The sequence below is a fragment of the Gordonia araii NBRC 100433 genome, assembly GCF_000241265.1.
GTDB lineage: Bacteria > Actinomycetota > Actinomycetes > Mycobacteriales > Mycobacteriaceae > Gordonia > Gordonia araii.
In genome coordinates, this window is record NZ_BAEE01000056.1 from 109,333 (window position 1) to 132,413 (window position 23,081).

Consider the following 23,081-nt stretch of genomic DNA (forward strand, 5'->3'; position numbering starts at 1 on the left):
GACCACCGTATCGAGTCCGAAGTGGTCATGGAGGCAGGCGCTACCGTGTGGTGGTGTCTGCTTCCACACTGCCGGTGCGCATCGTCGACATCGACGATCCCGACGATGATCGCGTCGACGATTTTCGCGACCTCAACTCCGTCGACCGGCGGCCCGACCTGCCGGTGCTGCCCGGTGGCCGGGTCGGTAAGGGTTTGGTGATCGCCGAGGGGGTGTTGGTGGTGCAGCGTATGGTGGTCGCCTCCCGCTTTGCCCCGCACGCGTTTCTGGGAGTGGATCGACGGTTGGGCGAGATGTCGTCGACGTTGCCGCCCACCGACGACTCGGCCGCGGTTCCCTTCTTTCGCGCCAGCGCGGAGGTGATGGCGGAGATCGTCGGATTCCATCTGAATCGTGGAGTCCTCGGGGTGGCGCGGCGTCCGGCCGAGCTGACCGTCGAACAGGCCATCGGCGGCGCCTCGGTCGTCGCCGTTCTGGAGGGCGTCAACGACCACGAGAACATCGGCTCGATCTTCCGCAATGCCGCCGGGTTAGGCGTCGACGCGGTGCTGTTCGGGACCGGATGCGCCGACCCGCTGTATCGCCGATGCGTCCGCGTGTCGATGGGACACGCGTTGCTCGTGCCGTTCGCCAAGATGCCGGAGTGGCCGCGGGAGCTCGACCTGTTGGGGGACAACGGGTTTCGCACTGTTTCGCTGACTCCCGATCCGGCAGTGCCGCTGTTGTCGGAGGCCGTCGACGGTGTCGAGAAGGTCGCCTTCCTCGTCGGCGCGGAGGGCCCGGGACTCACCGCGGCCGCCATGCGGGCCAGCCACGTGCGCGCGCGTATTCCGATGAGTCGGGGGACCGACTCACTCAACGTCGCCACCGCTGCGGCGATCGCCTTCTACGAGCTGGCACGCCGCTCCTAATAGGGCGGGTCGCCGGGCTGCAGGGGCGGCGGTTCACCGGCTACGCGCGCCCGACGGATGGCGTCGAGGTGCTCGCGCATTCTCCGGTTGCGGGCGCGTTCGGCTCGGCGGCGTTCGTGCTTGCGCTGGGTGCGGGTCTTGACGCGACGGGGCTTGGGGCGGTCGACTCGGATCGTGAGTCGACTGCGGTGCCGAGCACCTCCGGTGCGTGCCAGCGATAGCGGCCAAGGCCGGGGAACACGTCCTGATTGTTCTCGGCGGCTCCGGCGATGGCGATGCGCTCGGGCGTGATCCAGGTCGTGCGGGTGTGGCCGTCGGTGTCGATGTGCTGGTCGTCGGTCCAGTCGCCGAAAGTCTTGAGCAGGTGATGGAATTTGCACTTCGCGTTGAGCCAATCCGGGTGGGTCGGCCCGCCGGCCTCGGGATCGTGATGATCGTATTCGACGACGTGGTCGACTTCGGCGGTGAACGCCGGCCGGTCACAGCCGGGCGCGGTGCAGTACCCGTCGCGGATCCGCACGAAGGTGTCCAGTGCCGCCGATGGTCGGTACGGGTCGGACGGTTGGTACTGCGGTAGCGAGACCGGAGTCGGATCAGCCGCCTGCGGGGCGAGCGGCCGGACGAGACTGTCGGGGCGGTCGATGATGTCGCGGACGTGGTTTGGGCTGATGATGCCGTGGTCGGCCAGGAACCCGGGGTGCTCGCTGTTGCCGGCTGCGGTGGATTCGTCGCACACCACGTGGACGACGATGCGGCCGTTGGCGTCGGAGGCGAGCTGTCCGGCAACGGGAATCTCGGCGGCGCAGTCCTCGTGCCCGCAGTCGCAGGTGAAGGCTTCCCCGGCGAGCAGGCTGTAGAAGGCATCGCTGTTGCGGGCGGTGACGCTGCGGGTGTCGTGCTCGCAGGCGGTGGCGGCCAGCGCGGTGACGGCGGCGGTGGGCTAGTCGGGCGTTCTCGGCGGTCATCGAGGCGCCGACGGTGGCCATGCCGCTCGGGGCGGGAGTGACCCAGGTCGTGCGGTTGGCGAGGCTGCGTTCGCGGGCCTCGCGGACCGCGTCCGGGTGGTGGCGGAACACCACACGGTCCGCCAGGTTGCGGATGCCGTTGACGGTCCAGGATCCGGGCTTGGCGCGTAGCGCGACGGCGATCGCCGCGTCGACCGGGGCGGCGTGGTCGGTGCCGTCGACCAACTCGGTGCGGCTGATGATCTGCCGCGCTTGGGCGGGCGTGATCAGGCCGTCGCGCAAGCACTCGGCCACCTTCGGCAGCCGGTCCCGCAGTGCCAGTCCTTGGCTCAGCAGATTCTCGGCCCAGCTCTGGGAGATGGCCATGCTCATCGCCAACCGGGCCGCGGTTTGGGTGTGGGCGTCGAACAAATCCAACTCGTCGTCGCCGTCGTCGAGCTTTGCCTGGAGTACAGCGTCGAACAACTCCGCGCTGCGCGCGTAGCGCAGCCAGGCGATGAAGGATTCGGCGCGCGCACACGCGCCCGCCCCGACCAGTGTCGCTGTTACGTCCCCGCTTGCTCCCTGGGCGGCGAACGCGGCCATCGCCGCGCTGATGTCGGCCCAATGCGCAGCAGCGTCGTTGGGGCCACCCGCGCCCGCAGCGTCGCCGGCGAGGGCATCGGTGCTGGTGAGGGGGCTCATGAACCGAGTCTATTCGAATATACATACGAATGCAACACATATTGTGAATCAGGTTTGATCTGCGTCGCCGGCACGCCAACAATGTGAAAACGCTGTGAAGTGGATCACGTCTTGGTAACGTCCGCGACGATGTTCGAACGGTGGGGAGCGCGCTAACGCATGTCCCTCACGGGGACGGGGGGAACGAAATGAGATTGCGTCGAAGGCTGCTGTCGGCGGGCGTGTCCGCTCTAGCCCTGGTCGCCGTGCTCGGCACGGGAGCGTCGGTGATCGCCAAGCCGATGCCGAACGAGCCGTTCAACATGGGGCCGGTGCCGAAGGAGGTTCCGGAAGCGGTCAACGGGGTGATTCCGCCGCCTCCGTTCCCCCGGCTCAAGCGTATTCCGCAGCGGGCGAAGACTCCGGGGTTCTCCCATCGCATGCAGGAGCTGCGGGAAGCGGTGCTGCCCGATCCGACCGGCGACCCGTTCTTCGACCGCTGGGCACCCGATCTGGCCAAGCGCAAACCCGGCGAGCTGTTGGCTCGACGGGATGTCACCTGGCCGGCCGGACTGCTTGTCACCGCTCCGATCTCACGGGCGACGCAGGTGAAGTTCGCGACGCGCGACGCCGTCGGTCGCCCGTCGTTCGGGACCGCAACGATCCTGGTGCCGCGTGATGAGTGGCGTGGCAAGGGGCAGCGGCCGATCCTCGTCAACAACCTGCCGATCGACTCGCTCGGCGCCGCCTGTACCGCGGGGATGACGCTGGCCCACGGGATGAGCATCGCGACCGGGTTCACCGACTTCTTCCCGCCCACGACCCAGCTCGCACTCGCCCGGGGCTACACGGTGATCGTCCCCGATCACCAGGGCCCGCGACAGTCCTATGCCGAGCCGGTCGTCGCCGGGCACATCATTCTCGACTCGCTGCGCGCGGCGGCGAACCTGAACACGACGAAGTTCGGGAAGAGCCGGATCGCGATGACCGGATACTCCGGCGGTGCCATCGCGACCAACGGTGCGGCCAAGCTGATCGGCTCCTACGCACCCGAACTGGCACCGCGCATGGTCGGTGCCGCCCTCGGCGGGGTGCCGGCGGACTTCCAGATCCTGGTCGGTTCGATGAACGCCAACCTGGCGACCGGTCTCTTCCACGCCGCGACGCTCGGCATCGCACGTGAACGCCCGGAGATCCTGACGATGGCCAACCATGCGGCGCAATGGTTCGCGACGTCTCCGCTGAAGAACGTGTGCGTGATCCCGGCGGGGATGGCCGGGCAGACCTTCATGCCGATGCAGGTGTTCTCCAACGACCCCGACCCGTTCCACTCGCCGGTCGCGTACAAGATCTACCGCGTCACCAAGATGGCCGACAAGAAGGCCCAGGTGCCGCTCTACATCTACAACGGAACCTACGAGTGGTGGATCCCGGCGGCGGGCGCGCGCAACCTGTACCGCAGCCAGTGCCGCCTCGGTGCCAACGCCGCCTACCGCGAAGTCTTCGGCGAGCACGGGCTCGCGGCGGTCGTCGGCTACCCGGAAGCGGTGATGTGGCTCGACGCGAGGTTGCAGGGACAACCGGCGCGAAACGAGTGTCCGAGAGAACTACGCCCGCGCGGAACGCGGTGACGAGGGGCGTGAGCCGCTACTGCGGGTGATTGCCGCGCACGCCGAGCAGGACTTCTTCCCAGCCGGGCACTTCGGGCTTGCGCTGCTTGCGGCCGCGTTTCGCGGGCTGCTCCGCGGCCGGCTGTTCCGGTGCGGGAGGCTCAGCGGCCGGCTCGGCTGCTGGACGCTTGCGGGCATGCTTGGTGACCGGGGTCGGCTCGTCGCCGCTGGCCCGTTGGGCGCCGATGATCTCGTCGGCGTTCACCGTCACCGACTCGGCGGGGTCGGCGACCGGCTGGAGCTGGTGGCGCGCCCCTGATTCGGGATGCACCAAGTCGTCGGCCGCATTGTCCAGCGGTTCGGCGGTGCCGCCCTGCGAGCCCGGCGCGTAGCGCCAATGGGCGTGATTCTCGGTGTGGCCGACGGTCCACGCGCACTGACCGACCCAGTTTCCGTCATCGCCCTTCCAGGCGTCCCAGGTGGCGACGGCCGGGTTGAGACCGCGGGCGCGCAGCGCGGCGGTGACGACCTCGTCGAGCGTGGCCAATGCCGGGCCGTCCTCGCGCATCGGGTGGCTGGCGCGAATGAGTTCCGCCGCCCGCCCGCGTTCGAGGAGGACCGGGTGGGCGAAGCGCTGGACCCGTTCGGCGGTCGTTCCGGCGGCGGCTGCGACTTCCTCGACGGTCGCTCCGGCCCGGATACGCGCCTGGATCTCGCGCGGGCGCAGTGCCGATTCCATCTCGATCTGGATCTGGCCGAGGCGGGTGACGTCTCCGCGCGCCGCGGCGCGCAGGCGGTCGTCGGCGGGAACGCGGAACTTCTCCCCGGTCTCCGAGTCGACGCAGATCACATAGCTGGCGTCAGCGTCGACGCTGGTGACGCGCAGCTCCCGCATCTGCTGCTCCTCCTCGTCGCTGTCTGCTTGTGCCTCAGGTTAGTGCAATTCCGCGGCACACAGGTGGCGGACACGCAGGTTAGAGGCGTTCGACCACGTACTCGATGCAGGCGATGAGCGCCGAGACGTCGTCGGGATCGATGGCGGGGAACATGCCGATGCGCAGCTGGTTGCGGCCCAGCTTGCGGTACGGCTCGGTGTCGACGACGCCGTTGGCGCGCAGCGCCTTGGCAACGGCTGCGGCATCGACGGAGTCGTCGAAGTCGATGGTCCCGACGACCTGGCTGCGGTGGGCCTCGTCGGCGAACGGCGTTGTGTAGGCGGTCTTCTCGGCCCACGAGTAGAGCCGCGAGCTGGAGTCCGCGGTCCGCGAGACGCACCAGTCCAGACCGCCGTTGGAGTTCATCCACTCGATCTGGTTCGCGAACAGCAGCAGCGATCCGACGGCCGGGGTGTTGTAGGTCTGGTTCTTCCCGCTGTTGTCCACGGCGGTCGCCAGCGACAGGAATTCCGGGATGTAGCGGTCGGTCGCGGCGATCTCGGCGACGCGTTCCAGCGCGGCGGGGCTCATCAGCGCGACCCAGAGGCCGCCGTCGGAGGCGAAGCACTTCTGCGGAGCGAAGTAGTAGACGTCGGTCGTCGACACGTCGACGGGCAGCCCGCCCGCGCCGGAGGTGGCGTCGATGGCGACCAGCGCGTCACCGGCGGCTTCCGGGCGCAACACCGGAACGGCGACGCCGGTCGAGGTCTCGTTGTGCGCCCAGCCGATCACGTCGACGCCGGCGGCCTCGTCGGCGGTGATGGCGGCGGGGTCGGGCGCGGTGCCCGGATCGGTGGAGATCAACTTAGGATCGTCGAGCCACGGCGCCTTCTTGGTGACGGCCGCGAACTTCGACGAGAACTCGCCGTAGGTCAGGTTCAGTGTCTGCTTGCGGACCAGGCCGAAGGCGGCGGCGTCCCAGAAGGCCGTCGTGCCGCCGTTGGACAGGATGACTTCGTATCCGTCGGGCAGCGAGAACAGCTGGCGCAGACCGTCGCGGATCGATCCGACGACGTTCTTGACCGGGGCCTGGCGGTGGCTGGTGCCGAACACCGACGCGCCGGTGTCGACCAGGGACTGGAGCTGCTCCGGGCGCACCTTGGACGGTCCGCAGCCGAAGCGGCCGTCGCCCGGGAGCAGGTCGGCGGGGATGGTGATCTGCGCGGTGTCGGTCATGACCGCCAATCCTAATGCGCGCCGTCCGACGCGGTGTCGGCGCATCCTGTGCCGAGCGTCCGACCTCTTGAATCACGGACTAAACAAGCGTTTAATGAGCTGAACATGGGTTCAATCGGTGATGCACAGGATGACCGGACGACGCGCGCACGCGTGCGCGACGTCGCGATCGACGAGTTCGCGCGGCACGGGTTCGCCACGACCGTGCGCACGATCGCCGACGCGGCCGGCGTCAGCCCCGGCCTGGTCATCCACCACTTCGGGTCGAAGGCAGGTCTGCGCACCGAGTGCGACGACACCGTCCTGGCCGCGCTCGTGAGCAGCAAGCGCTTCCTGATGGACGTCAGCCCGGCCTACGAGGCCTACCTCGACCGGTTGCAGAACGACGACGACAGCCGGACGCACATCGTGTACCTGCTGCGCGCGGTCGCCGAAGGGGGTGACGTCGCGCGTGCGTTCCTCGCCAAGCTCGTCGAACAGACGCGGGAGAGTTTGCGGCTCGGCGTCGACGCCGGGCAGATCCGGCCCTCGGTCGACGAGGACGGCCGCGCGCTCTACCTGGCGTACATCTCGATCGGGGCGCTGCTGCTCGACACGGTGATGCACCCGCCGCCTGACTGGTCGGACCCGGTGGGGATCATCCGCGGCTACATCGATCGAGTCGCGGTCGCCGGAACCGAGGTCGCGGTGCACGGGATCATGACCGACCCGGCCGTGCTCGACGCCGCGCTGGCAATGAAAGACCAAAGCAAGAACCGGGAACGACTGCAAGGAGGAGAAGCCGGATGAGCAACATTATCGAGGTCGAGGGGCTGGTCAAGCGGTTCGGATCGGTTACCGCCGTCGACGGACTGGATCTCGCCGTAGCACAGGGCGAAGTCGCCGGATTCCTCGGACCCAACGGTGCCGGCAAGTCGACGACGATCCGGGTCTTGCTGGGCATGTACCGAAGCAGCGGCGGAACCGCCCGCGTGTTCGGTGCCGACCCGTTCACCGATGCCGTGGCGATCCACTCGCGGCTCGCCTATGTCCCCGGCGACGTGAGCCTGTGGCCGCAGCTCACCGGCGGCGAATGCATCGACGTCCTGCTGCGGCTGCGCGGCGTCGACCCGCGAACCAGCGCTAAGGATGAGGTGATCGAGCGCTTCGAACTCGACCCGACCAAGCGCAGCGGAACCTACTCGAAGGGCAACAGGCAGAAGGTCGCGCTCGTCGCGGCGTTGGCGGCGCCCGCCGAACTGCTGATCTTCGACGAGCCGACGTCGGGCCTCGACCCGTTGATGGCCAAGCAGTTCCAGGACTGCACCCGCGAAGCGGCACAGCGTGGATCGTCGGTGCTGATGTCGAGCCACATCCTGAGCGAGGTCGAGGAGCTGTGCGAGTCGGTGACGATCATCCGGGCGGGTAAGACCGTGCAATCGGGCACGCTCGAACAACTGCGGCACCTGCGCCGCTCACGGGTGCGCGCCACCGTCGCCGGTTCCGACGACAGTGCGCTGCGCGGGATCGACGGGGTGCACGACTTCGAGTCGTCGACGTCCGACGGTGGGGTCGACGTCTCGTTCACCGTCGCCGAAGACGGGCTCGACGCGGTGACGACGGCGCTGGGCAAACTGTCGGTCACGCGGCTGCTCGTCGAACCGCCAAGCCTGGAGGAACTCTTCCTGCACGCCTACGATGCACCCGGCGCCACTGCGGGAGGCGTGAAATGACGGCCGCGACAGTGGCTGCCCGCCCGGGCAACGAGCACTTGGCGTCGACGGGGATCCTCACCCGGCTCAACCTGCGCCGCGAGCGCATCATCGCGCCGGTCACCGTCGGCTTGCTGATCGCCACCAACGCCGCGACCGTCTCGTCGATCCGCACCCTGTACGGCACCGTGGAGGAGCGCCAGGCGCTGGCCGCGGGGGCGGCGGGGAACTCGGCGTTCAAACTGCTGCTCGGGCCGCTCGAGCACGTGCAGTCGGATGCGGCGATCGCGTCGTGGCGCGCGGGTCTGTTCATGATCGCGACCGCCGCCGTATGTGCCGTCCTGATGGTCACGCGTCTGACCCGCAAGGAGGAGGAACTCGGCCGTGTCGAGCTGATCCGCGCCGCGCGCACCGGCCGCCTCGCCCCGATGACCGCGGCCGTTCTGGTCGCGCTCGGGTTCGCCCTCGTCGTCGGCGCCGGTATGGCCGCGCTGATGTCTTCGGGCGGTGCGACCGGCCGGGAGGCGGCCCTGGTCGGCGGACAGTACGCGAGCACCTCGCTGGCCGCGATCGGCCTCGCCGCGCTGACGGCACAGATCGCGACGACGGCCAGGCTGGCCAACCTGCTCGCGGTGTCGGTGGTCCTCGGCGGCTATGTGGTGCGCGGCGCGGGCGACGCGGCCGGATGGGAATGGCTGCATTGGACGAACCCGGTCGGCTGGGCCCAGCGCATGGACCCGTTCGGCGCCGGCAGCTGGTGGCCCGCGCTGCTGAGCGTGGTCGTCTTCGTCGCCGGGGTGGCGGCGGCGACATGGGTCAGCGGGCACCGCGATCTTGAGGGCGGACTGGTCGCCCCGCGCCCCGGACCGCCGTCGTCGGGCATCGCATCGATCGGCGCGCTGACGGCCCGACTCAATCGGGGCGGCTTCTTCGGCTGGATGGCGGGGATCGGCGTGTTCGCCCTGCTCATCGGCATCCTCGTGAACGCGGCGTCCTCGCTCACCGAGGACAACCCGCAGATGGTCGACTATCTGCACAGGCTGGGCGGCCCGGGGGAACTGACCAAGGTGTTCTTCGCCGTGATCATGAGTTACCTCGGCTTCGCCGCGGCGACCTGGGCGGTGACCGCGATGAGCCGGGTGCGCGCCGACGAGAGCGCCGGGCGGACCGAGGTGTTGCTGGCCACGCCGGCGTCCCGCGGCGCCTATCTCGCCAGCCAGCTCGCCCTGGTCATGGTGGGAATCGCGGTTCTGCTGCTCGTGTCGGGCGTGCTCGTCGGGATCGGCGCGGGTGCGGTGACCGGTGACTGGGCGACGATGCTGTCCGATTCCGTCCGCGGTGCCGCCGTCCAGATTCCCGCCGCCCTGGTGATCGGCGTCGGCGTCGTGGCGCTCTACGGGATCGCGCCGCGCCTCGTCGTCGGCGGCGGCTGGGCGATGGTGGTCGGAGCGTTCCTCCTCGGCCCGATGGGAGAGTTGTTCGGTCTGCCGCAGGCGGTGCGCAACCTCTCCCCGTTCACCCACCTGCCCGCGGTGCCGTCGGCACCGATGAGCTGGGGCCCGATCGTGGTGCTGTCGCTGGTCGTGGCGGCATTGGCCGGAGCGGGGTGGTGGTGGTTCCGCCGCCGCGACATCGAGGGAATGTAACCCGGCTCGGCTATTCCGCCGGGATGGCCGCGCGCCGGCGCCCGATCGCCAGAAGCAGGAATCCGGCGAGCACGGCGGCTGCCGTCGAGGCGAAGAGGATCGCGGCCTTGGCATGGGCCAGTTGATCGGCGTCGTCGAAGCTGAGCTCGGCGATCAGCAACGACACGGTGAACCCGATCCCGGCGAGGAGGGAGACCCCGCACAGATCCGACCAGCGGACCGTCGAGTCCAGGCGGCTGCCGGTGAACTTGGTGGTGAGCCAGGTGGCGGACAAGATGCCGATCGGTTTCCCCAGCAACAGGCCCGCGATGATGCCGATGGCGATCGGATCTCGGAAGGCCGCGCCGATCGCCGACGCGTCGCCGACCGTGACGCCGGCCGAGAGGAAGGCGAAGACGGGCACGGCGAACCCCGCCGACAGGGGTCGGAACCGATGCTCGAACTGTTCGGCGAGCCCGCCGTCGCCGCGCCTGAAGGCGCCTCGGTGGACCGGGACGGCGAAGCCCAGCAACACGCCGGCGATGGTGGCGTGGATTCCGGAGGCGTGGACCAGCGCCCAGCACACGATCCCGATCGGCAGCAGGAACACCCAGGCTCCCCACGCGTGCCGGGCGAACCACGAGGCGTACCGGTGCGAGAGGAAGGCGAAGACGGCGAGCGGGATCAGGCTCAGCAGCAGCGGCGCCCAGTCGAGCTTGCTGGTGTAGACGAGCGCGATGATGAGGATCGCGATGAGGTCGTCGACCACCGCGAGCGTGAGCAGAAACAGTCGTAGGGCCACCGGTAGTCGCGATCCGACGACGGCGAGCACGGCTACCGCGAAAGCGATGTCGGTGGCGGTGGGTATCGCCCAGCCGTGGACTCCCGGGCCTTCGCGATTGATCAGGAAATAGATGAGCGCGGGCGCGATCACGCCGCCGCACGCGGCCGCCACGGGGACCAGCGCCGTGCGCGGCGAACGCAACTCGCCCGCGACGATCTCACGCTTGAGTTCGAGGCCGACCAGGAAGAAGAAGATGGCGAGCAGACCGTCGGCCGCCCAGTGGCCCAGTGTCAGGTCCAGGTGCCAGGGCGCATAGCCGACGACGGTGTCGCGCAGCTTCTCGTAGGTCCCGACGAGGGGCGTGTTCGCGGCGATCAGGGCGAGCAGTGCTGCGGCGACGAGCAGAAAGCCGCCGACGGTCTCCTTCCGCAGGATTTCGGTGACCCGCCAGGACTCGGCGGGCGACAGCGGATTGAATGCGTCGTCATCGTCGTCCGGTCGTTCGTAGTAGGCGGGATCGTCCTCCGGCGTAGCCATGGCCCCCAAGGTTAACGTCGGCTGCGGCTACGGCGTCACGCTGTCCCAGCCGGGGACGTCTTCGGGGCGGCGGGGCGGGGGACCGGTGTAGATCGCCGCTGGGCGAACGAGGCGGCCGAGTTTCTTCTGCTCGAGGATGTGGGCGCACCAGCCGGCGGACCGCCCGCAGGTGAACATCGCCGGCATCATCGGCGCCGGCACCTCGGCGAAATCGAGGATCACCGCTGCCCAGAACTCGACGTTCGTCTCGATGGCGCGGTCCGGGCGGCGCTCCCGCAGCTCGGCGAGGGCGGCCTGCTCGAGGGCGGCGGCCACGTCGAAGCGAGGGACGCCGAGGCGGCGGGCCGTTTCGCGGAGCACGCGGGCACGCGGGTCTTCGGCGCGGTAGACGCGGTGCCCGAAGCCCATCAGCTTCTCCTTGCGGTCGAGGATGCCCTTGACCAGGCCGCGCGGGTCGTCGGTCTTCTCCACCTCGGCGATCATCGGCAGCACGCGGGCCGGCGCACCGCCGTGCAGCGGCCCCGACATCGCGCCGATCGCGCCGGACAGCGCGGCGGCAACGTCGGCGCCGGTGGAGGCGATGACGCGCGCGGTGAAGGTCGAGGCGTTCATGCCGTGCTCCGCGGCGCTCACCCAGTACGCGTCGATGGCCTCGGTGTGCTTGGGGTCGGGTTCGCCGCGCCAGCGGGTCATGAAACGCTCGGTCACCGAGGCGCACTCGTCGATCCGGCTTTGCGGGACCGGCGGTGCCTCGCCCCGGGCGGACTGCGCGACGTAGGACAGGGTCATCACCGACGCCTTGGCGAGATCGGCGCGCGCTTGCTCGTCGTCGATGTCCAGGAGCGGCTCGAAGCCCCACAGCGGCGCCAGGGTCGGCAGCGCGGCCTGGACGTCCACGCGGACGTCCCCGGAGCGGGTCACCAACTCCAGCGGAGGCGCCGGGTCGAGCGGTGTGCCGAACCGGCCGTCGACCAGCAGGGCCCACACGTCGCCGAAGGTGACCCGGTTCTCGACGAGATCCTCGATATCGACACCGCGGTAACGCAGGTTACCGCCGTCCTTGTCTGGCTCGGCGATCTCGGTGGTGAATGCGACGACGCCCTCGAGGCCGGGGGTGAAGCCCTCGGGCACGGCTGGGCCGGTTGCGGTCATGCGGGTTCTCCTGAACGTGGGCCGGGTGGCTGAGGCCTGGATCTGATCCTAAGCCGACCGAGAGTAACTTGGGCAGCTATGGAGTCGCCACGTGAAGAGCCGTTCGACCTGGCCGCGATGCGTGTGGGATACGGCCGTCGCGACACGACGGGCGCCGACGGTGTGACCGCCCACCTGGATATCGGCTGGCTGACCGGGACACCGCCGTGGCTGGCGCTCTTCGACCAATGGCTCACCGAGGCGATCGCGGCCGGGATCCCCGAGCCCAACGCGATGGTGCTCGGAACGGTCGACGGGGACGGGCGGCCGGGCACGCGCACGGTCCTGTGCAAGGGGTTCGGCGCGCGCGGTATCACCTTCTTCACCGGCTATGACTCGGTGAAGGGACGGGCGCTGGCGGCCAATCCGTTCGCCGCGCTGACCTTCCCGTGGATCGCGATGGAGCGCCAGGTGCATTTCCGCGGCACCGTCACCAAGGTCGGCATCGACGAGACACAGGCCTACTGGGATTCGCGTCCGCGCGGTTCCCAGATCTCGGCCTACGCGTCGGCGCAGTCGCAGCCGATCGCCGACCGGGCCGAGTTGGAAGCAGCCGCCGCTGCCGTGGCCGAACGGTTCGGCGGGATCGACGGCGCCGAGCCGATTCCCGTTCCGCCTGCGTGGGGCGGATACCTCGTCGAGGTCGACCACGCCGAGTTCTGGCAGGGCCGCGCCGACCGTCTGCACAACCGCGTGCGAGCCGAGTGGACCGAGTCCGGCTGGACCGTCGAGCGGCTGCAGCCGTAGCGCATCATGCGCAGCTTCCTGGCCGATACGCGGCCGTTGGCGAATGACGATTTCCGGCATCTGTGGATCGCGAACATCGTCACGGTCATCGGTGCCCAGCTCACCGTCGTCGCGGTGCCGATGCAGATCTACTCGATCACGCAGAGTTCGGCCTATGTCGGGCTGACCGGCATCTTCGGGTTGGTCCCGCTGATCGGCTTCGGGTTGTGGGGCGGGGCGCTGGCCGATGTCTTCGACCGGCGCAAGATCCTGCTGGTGACGACCCTGGGACTGATCGTCACGGCCTTCCTGTTCTTCGCGCAGGCGGCGGCCGGGCTGAACAACGTGTGGGTGCTGCTCGTGCTGTTCGCCGTGCAGCAGGCATTCTTCGCGGTGAACCAGCCGACCCGCAGCGCGGTCCTACCCCGCATCCTGCCGCTGGCGTATCTGCCGGCGGCGAACTCGCTGAACATGACCGTCATGCAGGCCGGAGCGATCGTCGGGCCGCTGCTCGGCGGGCTGCTGGTCCCGGTCCTCGGCTATTCGATGCTGTACCTGGCCGACAGTCTGTCGTTGCTGACGACGCTGTGGGCAGTGTGGCGGCTGCCCGCGCTGGTGCCCGAGCGCTCCGGCGACGGCGCGCGGCCACGCGCCGGGCTGCGGTCGATTCTGGACGGTTTCAGCTATCTGCGCGGGCACAAGGTGCTGTTGATGTCCTTCGTCGTCGACCTCATCGCGATGGTGTTCGGCATGCCCCGGATTCTGTTCCCCGAGATCGCGCATGAGAACTTCGGCGGGCGCACCGACGGCGGGTGGCAGGTGGCTTTGCTGTTCGCGGCGATCCCGCTCGGCGCGGTGCTCGGCGGCGTCTTCTCCGGATGGGTGTCGCGGGTGCGACGCCAGGGATTGGCGGTGGTGGTGTCGATCCTCGTCTGGGGCGGGTCGATGGCGGTGGCCGGCTTCGCGTTGTTCGGCGCACACGGCACCTGGTTGCCGATGCTGCCCGTGGTGGTCGTCGCGCTGGTGATCGGCGGCGCGGCCGACATGGTGTCCTCGGCGTTCCGGATGACGATGCTGCAGTCGGCGGCCGACGACGCGGTGCGCGGCCGGTTGCAGGGCGTGTTCATCGTCGTCGTGGCCGGCGGGCCGCGCCTGGCCGACGTCGGGCACGGGGCGGCCGCCGCCATGGTCGGGACCGCCGCCGCGACGGCCGGTGGAGGAGTCGCGGTCATCGTCGGAACGGTGATCGCGGCGCTGGCCGTCCCGGCCTTCGTGCGCTACGTCGTCACACCCCGCGTCACCGAGGCTTGACCTCGTTGCTTTGCCAGGGCAGGTTCGCGCGGCGCTCGGCGTGCACCGGGCAGTAGTGGATCGGGTTGTCGCGCTCGGCGCCCGAGGGCAGGTTGCGCAGCGGCGCCTCCAGGACGGGAGCATCCGCGGGCACGCGGCCGGCGAGGCGGTCGTCGGCGTCGCGGGCGCGCGGGTGACGTCGGTAGCGCGGCGGAACGAGTCTCATGCCGGCGTTGACCGCCTTGCCGAACAGGCGGAACAGCTTCTCGTCGCGGGCGGTCCACCGCAGGCCCATCATCTCGCGGATCGGCTCGTCGTAGAGCCCGGTGGTGATCCACATGAACGCCTTCTGGCCCTGCGCCGCCTGGATCCGCCACAGCCACCGCGGCGTCCACGACGGCATGAAGGGCGGTGGCGGGAGCTGGGTGATGTCGAGGACGGTGCGGACCGCCGCGTGGTCGCGCAGCACGTGGCGGCACATGTGGTCCCAGTACTCGAGGAAGTCCTCGTAGGTATCCGGGACCGGGCGCATGGAGACGCCATAGCGCGAATACCAGGTGCGCGACTCCTCGAACAGCCGGCGCTTCTCGGCCTCGCTGATCGGGGGACCGAACGCCTCGGCACAGCGGATGTTGCCGTACCAGAAGGTGGCGTGCGCCCAGTAGAAGACGTCGGGGTCCAGCGCGTGGTACCGGCCGCCGTCGTCCATCCGGCCCTTGATGGTCCGGTGGTAGTCGCGGACCTCCTGGCCGGTCTTCTCCGGATCGGGGTCGAAGACGACGCCGCCGATGGGGTAGATCGATCGCAGGAGCCGTTCCCAGCGTTCACCGAAGAAGTCGGAGTGCTCCCAGACGCCGGCGGCCAGTTTGGGGTGCATGTTCTGCATCGACCCCGACCACAGGCCCATCAGCAGCCCCCGCCAGTCGCCGAAGAAGCGGTAGGTGGCCGAATCCGGGCCGAGGCTCGGAAGGTCGGCGTCGATCCGTTCGGCGGAATCGTCGGTGTCGACGTGGATGGGCTCGAGAACCTCGGTCATGAGACGAAAGTCTAAATTCGTCTCACGAGAGAGTCAATGACCCCGCAACCGAAAGTGTTAGTCGACCCGCCGCAACCGGACCGTCGTTCCCGGAGTGAGCTGCCCGGCACGATCGGCCGCCGACTCGGTCAGCACGGCGACGACCGGGTAGCCGCCGGTGACGGGGTGGTCAGGACCGAACAGGACCGGCTGGCCGCTCGGCGGCACCTGGATCGAGCCGTGCGCGATGCCCTCCGACGCCAACTCGGCCGAACCGGGGCGGTGTTCCACCGGTGGGCCGCTGATCCGGTCGAGTCGCACCCCGACGCGGTTGCTCGCCGGGTTCACTGTCCACAGCCCGACGAACAGCGCGTCCGGGTCGACGAGTCGATCCGCGCGGGGGCCGGGGGAGGCCGCCAGGACGACCGTGGATTCGGTGTCCTCCTTGGCGGGCGCCGACTGCGTGGCCGGCCACGGCGCCGACGACGTGCCGACGTCGAGGAGATCGCCTCGGGCGATGGGCGGCGGGCCGAGCCCGGACAGCGTGTCGGTCGACAGTGAACCGAGAACGGGCTCGGCGACGATGCCGCCGCGCACCGACAGATAGGCGCGGCATCCGTGCCGAGGGGCGCCCACGCGCAGCGTCTGACCGTCGTGGAGCAAGACCGTGGCGTTGCGCCCGGTCGGGCGCTCGTCGACGGCGAGCGACACCGCCGCACCGGTGACCGCGACCCCCGCGTCGCCGATCACTCGCACCGCCAGGCCGCCGTGGGTGATCTCGATGGCGGCCGAGTCCTCCGGGTTTCCCACGAGCCGGTTGGCCAGGCGCAGTGCACCGCGGTCGGCGGCGCCCGAGCGGGGAACGCCGAGGTTGGCGAACCCTTCGCGTCCGAGGTCCTGGATCGTCGCCAACGGTCCCGTGTCCAGCACGGTCAGCGCGGTCACGACCGTTCCTCGCCGAGATCGGCGAATCGCACGATGGTGCCCGCGCGCAGCGGCGTCGGCGGGTCGTCGGCGCTATTCCAGAGGCGGAAGTCTGTGTGGCCCAGCAGGTTCCATCCTCCGGGGCTGGCTCCGGGATAGACGGCGGAGTAGCCGGCGGCGACGGCCACCGACCCGGCTTCCACGCGGGGACGCGATTCGTCGCGACGGGGCAGTTCGCACGGCGGGCAGCGGTCGTCCGGGTCGTCGGGCACGAGGTAGCCGAAGCCGGGGGCGAAGCCCATGAACTCCACCCGCCACCGCGTCTGCACATGGCTCGCGACGACAGCACCGGTCGTCCAGCCGAGGTGCAGCGCGACGTCGTGGAGGTCCGGCCCGTCGTAGCGGACGCCGATGACCACCTGGTCCTCCTCCGCGTCGGAGACGGCCGGGGCCGGGGCCCGCAGTGCCCGGCGCAGTGCCAGCCGGTCGACGCCGACGGGCGGCGAACCCTGAACCAGGATCGTCGTGGCGGCGGGGATCAGATCGACGACACCGGGCAGGCGACCGTCGGCCTTGGCCCGGTGCAGCGCGGCGATCGCGGCACTCGCCGCCGCCGAGGGATCCGGCGTGGACTCGAAATCGAGCAGGACCGCCTCCCGCCCCGCTGCTCGCTCGCGCATGTCGACCACGCTAGTGCTTGGCGGGGTGTCGGCGGGCGGTGAACCGGATCGGTCGGGGGCCGACGGGGACCCCACGTGCGGCCGGGTCGAACCCGGGGCGCTAGTTTGTAGTGGACACTCTCACCTGAGTAAAGGGGTTCTCGTGTCTGCTGAAAACAGCGCAGCGACCGACTCGGCCTCGGCAACGTTCACCTACCCCGGTGGGCAGCTGGAGCTTCCGATCCTCGACGCTACCGAGGGAAGCAATTCGGTGGCGCTGGGGAGTTTCCTGGCACAGACCGGAATGACGACGTACGACGGCGGATTCGTCAACACCGCATCGACGAAGTCGGCGATCACCTACATCGACGGCGACGCGGGGATCCTCCGGTACCGCGGCATCCCGATCGAGCAGCTGGCGGAGCATTCGACGTTCATCGAGGTCAGCTACCTGCTGATCCACGGGGAACTGCCCGACAAGGTTCAGCTCGAGGACTTCACCCAGAAGATCCAGCGGCACACGCTGCTGCACGAGGATCTCAAGCGCTTCTTCGACGGCTTCCCGCGCAACGCGCACCCGATGCCGGTGCTGTCCAGCGCGGTGAACGCCCTCTCGGCCTACTACCAGGACTCGCTGGACCCGAAGGACCCCGACCAGGTCGACCTGTCGACGATCCGACTGCTCGCCAAGCTGCCCACGATTGCCGCCTACGCGTACAAGAAGTCGGTCGGCCAGCCGTTTCTCTACCCGGACAACTCCTTCAACCTGGTGGAGAACTTCCTGCGCATGACCTTCGGCTTCCCCGCCGAGCCGTACGAGGTGAACCCCGAGGTCGCCAAGGCCCTGGACATGCTGTTCATCCTGCACGCCGACCACGAGCAGAACTGTTCGACTTCGACGGTGCGCCTCGTCGGCTCTAGCCAGGCGAACCTCTTCACCTCGATCTCTGGCGGCATCAACGCGCTATGGGGTCCGCTGCACGGCGGCGCCAACCAGGCGGTGCTGGAGATGCTCGACGAGATCCGCGAGTCCGGTGGCGACACCAAGGCGTTCATGACCAAGGTCAAGAACAAGGAAGACGGTGTGAAGCTCATGGGCTTCGGGCACCGCGTCTACAAGAACTACGATCCGCGCGCGGCGATCGTCAAAAAGACCGCCGACCAGATCCTCGAGTCGCTCGGCGTCTCCGACGAGCTGCTCGACATCGCCAAGGGTCTCGAAGAGGTCGCCCTGCACGACGACTACTTCATCGAGCGCAAGCTGTACCCGAACGTCGACTTCTACACCGGCGTCATCTACCGCGCGATGGGCTTCCCCACGCGCATGTTCACCGTGCTCTTCGCGCTGGGACGACTGCCCGGATGGATCGCCCACTGGCGCGAGATGCACAACGACCCGACGACGAAGATCGGTCGCCCGCGGCAGCTGTACACCGGCTACACCGAGCGCGACTACATCGAGATGGGAAAGCGGTAACACCAATGGCCAACCTGGAGAAGCCCGAGATCGAGTTCCCGGAGGGACCGGCGCCCGCCGAGCTGGAGATCAGCGACATCGTCGTCGGCGAAGGCGACGAGGCCCTGCCCGGCTCGACGGTCGACGTGCACTACGTCGGCGTCGAATACGACAGCGGCGAGGAATTCGACTCGTCGTGGGACCGCGGCGAGTCCGCCAACTTCCCGCTGGCGCGGCTCATCCCCGGCTGGCAGCAGGGCATTCCCGGCATGAAGGTCGGCGGACGCCGTCGCCTCGTCGTGCCGCCCGCGCTGGCCTACGGCCCCGAGGGTGCGGGCCACCGCCTCTCCGGAAAGACCCTGATCTTCGTGATCGACCTGCTCGGCGTCAGCTGAGCGGCCGCGGCGGACGGTCGTTCCGCATCGCGCACAGGGCCGAGGCACGTTCGCCGTAGCCGGTCCGCTTGATCTTCAGCTTGTGGTTGACGCTGAGCTTGCAGGTCGCCTTCTTGCCCTCTTGCTGGAGCTTCACCGCGAGAATCTGCTGCGGCACGGCGCTGCGGAACGAGATCTTGCGGTGGTAGCGCCCGTCGGGCAGGCGCTCGCTCTGACGGAAGTTGAAGTGCCGCTGTTCCAGGTGGTTGGTGTGGTTGTAGAACGACACCGTCGCCCAGGTGGTGTCCGAGTACACGTCGAAGATGATCAGATCGCCCTGACCTGGATACCGCCAACTCGCGTCGGCGTCGCCCGCCGTGACGGCACCCGCGCCGACGATCACCCCCAGTCCGACGAAGACGGCGGCTGCTGTGGCTCTCAGGGTCGGCATGCGCATGGGTAGAAAGTGTAACCAGGCGCACAACGGGTGCGGGCGAGACGGTAGGTTATCGGCCATGATCCACAGCTCCTCCCATGATTTCGTCACGACGATCGAGCTGGACCGCGAGGCCAAGCGCAACGCTCTCGATGAGGAAATGGTCGCCGGGCTCGCCGACGCGTTCACCTCCGCGGTAGAGGACGGTGCGCGCGCGATCGTGCTCACCGGTCGCGGTTCGGTGTTCTGCGCGGGCGCGGACCTGTCGGGACCGGTGTACGACCCGCAGTTCCTCGACAAGCTGGTCGCCACGCTGCAGCAGATCGAATCCACGCCGGTGCCGGTGATCGCCGCGCTGAACGGCGCGGCGCTCGGTGCGGGTCTGCAACTGGCGATGGCCGCCGATCTGCGGGTCATGGTGCCCGAGGCGCTGGCGGGCATACCCGCCGCCAAGATCGGCGTCGCCGTCGACGAGTGGACCATCCGGCGCCTGGTCTCGCTCGTCGGCTCCGGGCACGCCCGGGGCATGCTCATCGGCTGCGAGCCGCTCACCGCCGACCGCGCCCTGTCGGTCGGGTTCGCCAACCGCATCGGCGGGCTCGACGAGGCCCAGCAGTGGGCCGCCACGATCGCGTCCCTCGCGCCGCTGACCCTGCAGCACTACAAGATGGTGCTGAACGGCGACGGTGCGCGCGACGAGGCGCCGGCCGAACGCGCCGAGGCGATGATGCGCGCCTGGACCAGCGACGACCTCGCCGAGGGCAGGGCCGCGCGAACCGAGCGCCGGACGCCGGTCTTCCGCGGGCGCTGAGCCCCTCTGGTTCAGTCGCCGAGGACCCGCCGGAGATAGTCGTTGGCGAAGACCCGGTCGGGGTCGTACCGGTCGCGCACGGCCAGAAACTCGTCGAACCGCGGGTACACCGTGCGCAGGTATTCGGCGTCGCGGGTGTGCATCTTGCCCCAGTGCGGACGCCCGGCATGCGCGGTCATGATCTGCTCGACGTCGGCGAAGTACGCGTCCGAGTCGGCCGGATCGTCCTTGAAGTAGCGGTGCACGGCGATGTAGCCGCTGTCGCGCCCGGCTGCGGTCGAGAGCATCAGATCGTCGGCGGCCGCGGCGCGCACCTCGACGGGGAAGCTGACGCGGTAGCCGCGGCGGTCGATCATCGCGCGCACCTCGCGCAGCGCGTCGGGAATCGCCTCGACCGGGATCGCGTATTCCATCTCGCGGAACCGCACCGTGCGCGAGGACACGAAGACGTCGGTCGACGAGTCGACGATGGTGCGGCCCGACAGCGCCCGCCCGCTCAGCTGGTTGATCGTCGGAACGGTGGCGGGAAGCCGCCTGCCGATTGCGCACAGCGCCCCGAAGAGCTTGTTCGACAGCAGTTCGTCGTCGATGTAGCGCCGCACCTTCGACGGGCCGCTGCGTGCGGCCGTGGCGGGCAGCCGGGTGTTCGACTTGATCGAACAGCAGTCGGTGTGGGGAAACCAGTAGAACTCGTAGTGGTCGGTCGAGGCGAGCGACTCGTCCCAGCCGGCCAGGGTCTCGTCGAACTTCCCGGGCGTCTCCACGGCTTCGAGGTGGAAGGCCGGCACGCACTGCAGCGTGACGTCGACCAGCACGCCGAGTGCGCCCAGGCCCAGCGCGACGGCGGACAGGTCGCTGTCGTCGGCTTCCACCCGCACGATCTCGCCGCGGCCGTCGATGACGGTGGCGCCGACGATCTGCGTGCTGATGCCGCCGAACTTCGCGCCGGTGCCGTGTGTTCCGGTCGACGTCGCACCGGAGATGGTCTGTCGGTCGATGTCGCCGAGATTCGGCATCGCCAGGCCCAGCGGCGCCAACAGCGCCGGGATCTCGTGCAGGTGGGTGCCTGCCGCGAGGGTGACCCGATCGGTCGCCGGATCGGACCCGACGAGACCGCGCAACCGGTCGAGCCGCACCTGCACCCCGCCGGGCACGCCGATACCGCTGAAGCTGTGGCCGGCACCGATCGGTTTGACGGTGAGTCCCGCTTCGGCGGCGTCGGCGACGACGGTTCTCAACTCGTCGACGCTGCCGGGCGTGACGACCTTCGACGGAGCGGCCGATTCGGTTCGAGCCCAGTTCTCCCACCGCGGTAGCGCACTGGTCATAGGAAGCATTTCCCTTCTCCACGGTAGGTCGGGACGACGTCGACGACCCGCGGGCCGCCGACGGCCCCGCGGTCGACGATGGCCACCTCGTTCGCGTGCTCGGCGGGTTCGCCCGACTTGGTGTGACGGAACCACACGCGGTCGCCGACATCGAGATGGCGGGCCGCCGCGCCGCGCAGCGGGGTCTGCACCTCGCCGGCGGCCTCGGTGCCGACGAACGAGAGTCCTTGCGGCCACACGGGTTTCGGCAGGCGGTCCGGCGCCGGCACCCCCGAGGCGATCCACCCGCCGCCGAGTGCCGTGACGATGTCGCGGGCCGGCCGGCGCACGATGTCGAGCCCGAAGCCCATCGCGGGGGCCGGCCGGAAATGCGAATAGCCGTCGAACAGGTGCCCGCCGAAGAAGCCGCTGCCCGCGGCGATGTCGGTCACCGACGGATCGGTCGAGGTGACCTCCAGCGACCCGGTGCCGCCGGCGTTGACCATCTCGAGGTCGGCGAACTCGCGGATGGCGCGCACCGCCTTGACGCGGCGCTTGATGAGCTCGTGCATCGACCGCGACTGCACGATCCCGATCGCCTGGTTGCGCAGCGCGCCGGAGGCATCGTTGGCGACGCCGGCGACCTGGGCCTCGTAGGACATCACGCCGACCAGTTCGAAGCCGGGACGCCCGGTGATCGCCTTCGCGAGGTCGCGGGCCTGCGACACCGAATGCACCGGGGAGCGCCGGACGCCGAGATGGACGATCCCGCGCGCATAGCGCAACGACGCGTCGAGGTCGATCGCGACCCGCACCGACTCTCGCTTGGCGGCGGGCACCGCGGCGTCGATGAAGTCGAGGTGATCGGCCGAGTCGACGAGCAACGTCACGCGGGAACGCGCCGTGTCGTCGGCGATCAGTTTGGCGATGGCCGAGGCCGATGTGCACGGGTAGCCGAGCAGCACATCGGGGATTTCGGCGGCGGTCGCCAGCCAATGGGCTTCGTCGACCGTGTAGGCGAGGACGCCGGCGAAACCGTCGCGGCGCAGGATGTCGCTGATCACCGACCGGACGCGCAGCGACTTGGTCGCCACCCGGATCGGCACGCCGCCGGCACGCCGGGCGAGGTCGGCGATGTTGTGCTCAAGGGCGATCGCGTCCAGCGCGAGCACCGGTGCGGGCAGCCGCGCCGCGCGCACGGCGGCGTCGATTCCGGCCCAGTACGCGGGCGGGTCGTCGAACCATACAGCGGGATCGGTACTCATCGGCGCCAATCTATCCGGGTCAGCGGGCCGTCGGCTCGGTGGCCGTCGCATAAGACATCATCCATCGCGCGACGCCGTCGATGACATGCTGGGTCATCTTCTCGTCACCGGTGGTCAGCCAGGTCATGGTGACGGCGTTCGTCGCGGCGATCAGCAGCGGTCCGAGCTCGTCGGGGTCCATGAGCCAGCTCGTCCCGTGTGCTTCGGAGATCGAACGCAACGTGGTCGTCGCCATCCCGCACAGCCGGTCCCACATCTGCCTGCCGGCCTCGCGGAGCTCGGGGTGATTGTGCGAATACAGCGCCAGCGACACGGTCGCCTGTAGCCGGCCGGGGTCGATGACCATCAGGTTGTAGAGGTTCTGCATCGACTCGGTGACCTCCCGCTCGACGCCGCGCAGCCCGTCGGCCGGTGCGTTCTCGCGGATCTCGTCGGCGAGCGACGTCAGGTCGCGGGGCACCGCCTGGTCGATGACGGCGGCGAGCAGTGCCGTTCGCGACTCGAAGGCGTAGTGGAAGCTGGCCAGAGGCATCTGTGCCTGGGCGCAGACTCGTCGCGTAGTGGCGCCCTCCACCCCGTGGTCGCCGATCACCCGATGGGCGGCAGTGATCAGCGCTTCCCGACGCTGATCCACCGTCATACGCGCCATGGGTCACCAACCTTCCACCGGCCCCGACACCGGGGATCGCCAAGTGAATCGATATTAGCCCGCGTCTACTGGCTACATTGG

Annotated in this window: 22 protein-coding genes and 1 pseudogene; 10 read left to right on the plus strand and 13 right to left on the minus strand. The window is 69.3% G+C overall.

The window, feature by feature from the left end; genetic code table 11:
* Positions 1-47: 47 nt before the first annotated feature.
* Positions 48-911 carry a TrmH family RNA methyltransferase gene (locus tag GOARA_RS10985; protein WP_007322441.1) on the plus strand — a complete coding sequence of 288 codons (864 nt, stop codon included), beginning with the start codon at positions 48-50 and terminating at the stop codon, positions 909-911.
* Positions 912-951: 40 nt separating this feature from the next.
* Here GOARA_RS10985 and GOARA_RS20585 read toward each other — a convergent pair whose 3' ends face one another.
* Positions 952-1,830 (minus strand): HNH endonuclease signature motif containing protein, encoded by an 879-nt coding sequence (locus GOARA_RS20585; protein WP_083834850.1) that lies wholly within the window; start codon positions 1,828-1,830, stop codon positions 952-954.
* Positions 1,831-1,903: 73 nt separating this feature from the next.
* Positions 1,904-2,560, minus strand: a pseudogene (locus tag GOARA_RS20845) (DUF222 domain-containing protein); the annotation flags it as partial.
* 188 nt (positions 2,561-2,748) lie between these two features.
* Between GOARA_RS20845 and GOARA_RS10995 the strand changes: the two are divergent.
* A complete protein-coding gene (locus GOARA_RS10995) occupies positions 2,749-4,170 on the plus strand; it encodes a lipase family protein (RefSeq protein WP_170265507.1) in 1,422 nt (473 codons plus the stop codon).
* Positions 4,171-4,186: 16 nt separating this feature from the next.
* On the opposite strand, the gene sepH is transcribed toward GOARA_RS10995, so the two are convergent.
* Both sepH and serC read right to left on the minus strand, forming a co-directional pair.
* The gene (gene sepH, locus GOARA_RS11000) at positions 4,187-5,044 is read right to left on the minus strand and encodes a septation protein SepH (protein ID WP_007322445.1); all 858 of its coding nucleotides are present in this window, start codon (positions 5,042-5,044) and stop codon (positions 4,187-4,189) included.
* Between the two features lie 79 nt (positions 5,045-5,123).
* A complete protein-coding gene (gene serC, locus GOARA_RS11005; protein ID WP_007322446.1) occupies positions 5,124-6,260 on the minus strand; it encodes a phosphoserine transaminase in 1,137 nt (378 codons plus the stop codon).
* A 105-nt stretch (positions 6,261-6,365) separates the two neighbouring features.
* Between serC and GOARA_RS11010 the strand changes: the two genes are divergently transcribed.
* From GOARA_RS11010 to GOARA_RS11020, 3 genes are read left to right on the plus strand one after another with little or no spacing between them, the layout of a single operon-like run.
* Positions 6,366-7,049, plus strand: coding sequence for a TetR/AcrR family transcriptional regulator (locus GOARA_RS11010; protein ID WP_007322447.1), 684 nt, complete (start codon positions 6,366-6,368; stop codon positions 7,047-7,049).
* On the plus strand, positions 7,046-7,972 hold the full coding sequence (locus tag GOARA_RS11015; RefSeq protein ID WP_007322448.1) for an ABC transporter ATP-binding protein: 927 nt from the start codon (positions 7,046-7,048) through the stop codon (positions 7,970-7,972). The genes GOARA_RS11010 and GOARA_RS11015 overlap by 4 nt, the downstream gene beginning before the upstream one ends.
* Complete coding sequence (locus GOARA_RS11020) at positions 7,969-9,597, plus strand: ABC transporter permease (protein WP_050947249.1); 1,629 nt, start codon at positions 7,969-7,971, stop codon at positions 9,595-9,597. Before GOARA_RS11015 ends, GOARA_RS11020 begins: the two co-directional genes overlap by 4 nt.
* Positions 9,598-9,607: 10 nt before the next feature.
* On the opposite strand, the gene nhaA is transcribed toward GOARA_RS11020, so the two are convergent.
* Together nhaA and GOARA_RS11030 are read right to left on the minus strand one after the other, a co-directional pair.
* A complete protein-coding gene (nhaA, locus tag GOARA_RS11025; RefSeq protein WP_083834851.1) occupies positions 9,608-10,897 on the minus strand; it encodes a Na+/H+ antiporter NhaA in 1,290 nt (429 codons plus the stop codon).
* Positions 10,898-10,924: 27 nt separating this feature from the next.
* Positions 10,925-12,049, minus strand: a complete 1,125-nt coding sequence (locus GOARA_RS11030; RefSeq protein ID WP_007322451.1) for a citrate synthase 2 — start codon at positions 12,047-12,049, stop codon at positions 10,925-10,927.
* A 78-nt stretch (positions 12,050-12,127) separates the two neighbouring features.
* Here GOARA_RS11030 and pdxH point away from each other — a divergent pair, with 78 nt between their 5' ends.
* Together pdxH and GOARA_RS11040 are read left to right on the plus strand one after the other, a co-directional pair.
* Entirely contained in the window at positions 12,128-12,835 is a 708-nt protein-coding gene (pdxH, locus tag GOARA_RS11035) for a pyridoxamine 5'-phosphate oxidase (protein WP_007322452.1), read from the plus strand.
* Between the two features lie 6 nt (positions 12,836-12,841).
* Positions 12,842-14,125, plus strand: coding sequence for an MFS transporter (locus tag GOARA_RS11040; protein ID WP_007322453.1), 1,284 nt, complete (start codon positions 12,842-12,844; stop codon positions 14,123-14,125).
* On the opposite strand, the gene GOARA_RS11045 is transcribed toward GOARA_RS11040, so the two are convergent.
* From GOARA_RS11045 to GOARA_RS11055, 3 genes are read right to left on the minus strand one after another with little or no spacing between them, the layout of a single operon-like run.
* Positions 14,112-15,140, minus strand: a complete 1,029-nt coding sequence (locus GOARA_RS11045) for an oxygenase MpaB family protein (protein ID WP_007322454.1) — start codon at positions 15,138-15,140, stop codon at positions 14,112-14,114. The genes GOARA_RS11040 and GOARA_RS11045 overlap by 14 nt on opposite strands.
* A gap of 57 nt (positions 15,141-15,197) precedes the next feature.
* Positions 15,198-16,064, minus strand: coding sequence for a 5-oxoprolinase subunit C family protein (locus GOARA_RS11050; RefSeq protein WP_007322455.1), 867 nt, complete (start codon positions 16,062-16,064; stop codon positions 15,198-15,200).
* A complete protein-coding gene (locus GOARA_RS11055; RefSeq protein ID WP_040522866.1) occupies positions 16,061-16,723 on the minus strand; it encodes a 5-oxoprolinase subunit B family protein in 663 nt (220 codons plus the stop codon). The genes GOARA_RS11050 and GOARA_RS11055 overlap by 4 nt, the downstream gene beginning before the upstream one ends.
* Before the next feature lie 142 nt (positions 16,724-16,865).
* Between GOARA_RS11055 and GOARA_RS11060 the strand changes: the two genes are divergently transcribed.
* A complete protein-coding gene (locus GOARA_RS11060; protein WP_007322457.1) occupies positions 16,866-18,179 on the plus strand; it encodes a citrate synthase in 1,314 nt (437 codons plus the stop codon).
* Between the two features lie 5 nt (positions 18,180-18,184).
* Positions 18,185-18,553: an FKBP-type peptidyl-prolyl cis-trans isomerase gene (locus GOARA_RS11065; RefSeq protein WP_007322458.1), complete on the plus strand. Its 369-nt coding sequence runs from the start codon at positions 18,185-18,187 to the stop codon at positions 18,551-18,553.
* Here GOARA_RS11065 and GOARA_RS11070 read toward each other — a convergent pair.
* Positions 18,546-18,989, minus strand: coding sequence for a hypothetical protein (locus tag GOARA_RS11070; RefSeq protein ID WP_007322459.1), 444 nt, complete (start codon positions 18,987-18,989; stop codon positions 18,546-18,548). The two genes, GOARA_RS11065 and GOARA_RS11070, sit on opposite strands and share 8 nt — an antisense overlap.
* Positions 18,990-19,047: 58 nt before the next feature.
* Between GOARA_RS11070 and GOARA_RS11075 the strand changes: the two genes are divergently transcribed.
* Positions 19,048-19,779: an enoyl-CoA hydratase gene (locus GOARA_RS11075; protein ID WP_007322460.1), complete on the plus strand. Its 732-nt coding sequence runs from the start codon at positions 19,048-19,050 to the stop codon at positions 19,777-19,779.
* Positions 19,780-19,790: 11 nt separating this feature from the next.
* On the opposite strand, the gene GOARA_RS11080 is transcribed toward GOARA_RS11075, so the two are convergent.
* Genes GOARA_RS11080 through GOARA_RS11090 form a run of 3 tightly spaced genes read right to left on the minus strand, consistent with a single transcriptional unit; the run spans position 19,791 to position 23,000 of the window.
* Complete coding sequence (locus GOARA_RS11080; RefSeq protein ID WP_007322461.1) at positions 19,791-21,107, minus strand: D-arabinono-1,4-lactone oxidase; 1,317 nt, start codon at positions 21,105-21,107, stop codon at positions 19,791-19,793.
* Positions 21,104-22,351, minus strand: a complete 1,248-nt coding sequence (locus tag GOARA_RS11085; protein ID WP_007322462.1) for an alanine racemase — start codon at positions 22,349-22,351, stop codon at positions 21,104-21,106. The genes GOARA_RS11080 and GOARA_RS11085 overlap by 4 nt, the downstream gene beginning before the upstream one ends.
* A gap of 19 nt (positions 22,352-22,370) precedes the next feature.
* The gene (locus GOARA_RS11090; protein ID WP_007322463.1) at positions 22,371-23,000 is read right to left on the minus strand and encodes a TetR/AcrR family transcriptional regulator; all 630 of its coding nucleotides are present in this window, start codon (positions 22,998-23,000) and stop codon (positions 22,371-22,373) included.
* Positions 23,001-23,081: the final 81 nt, after the last annotated feature.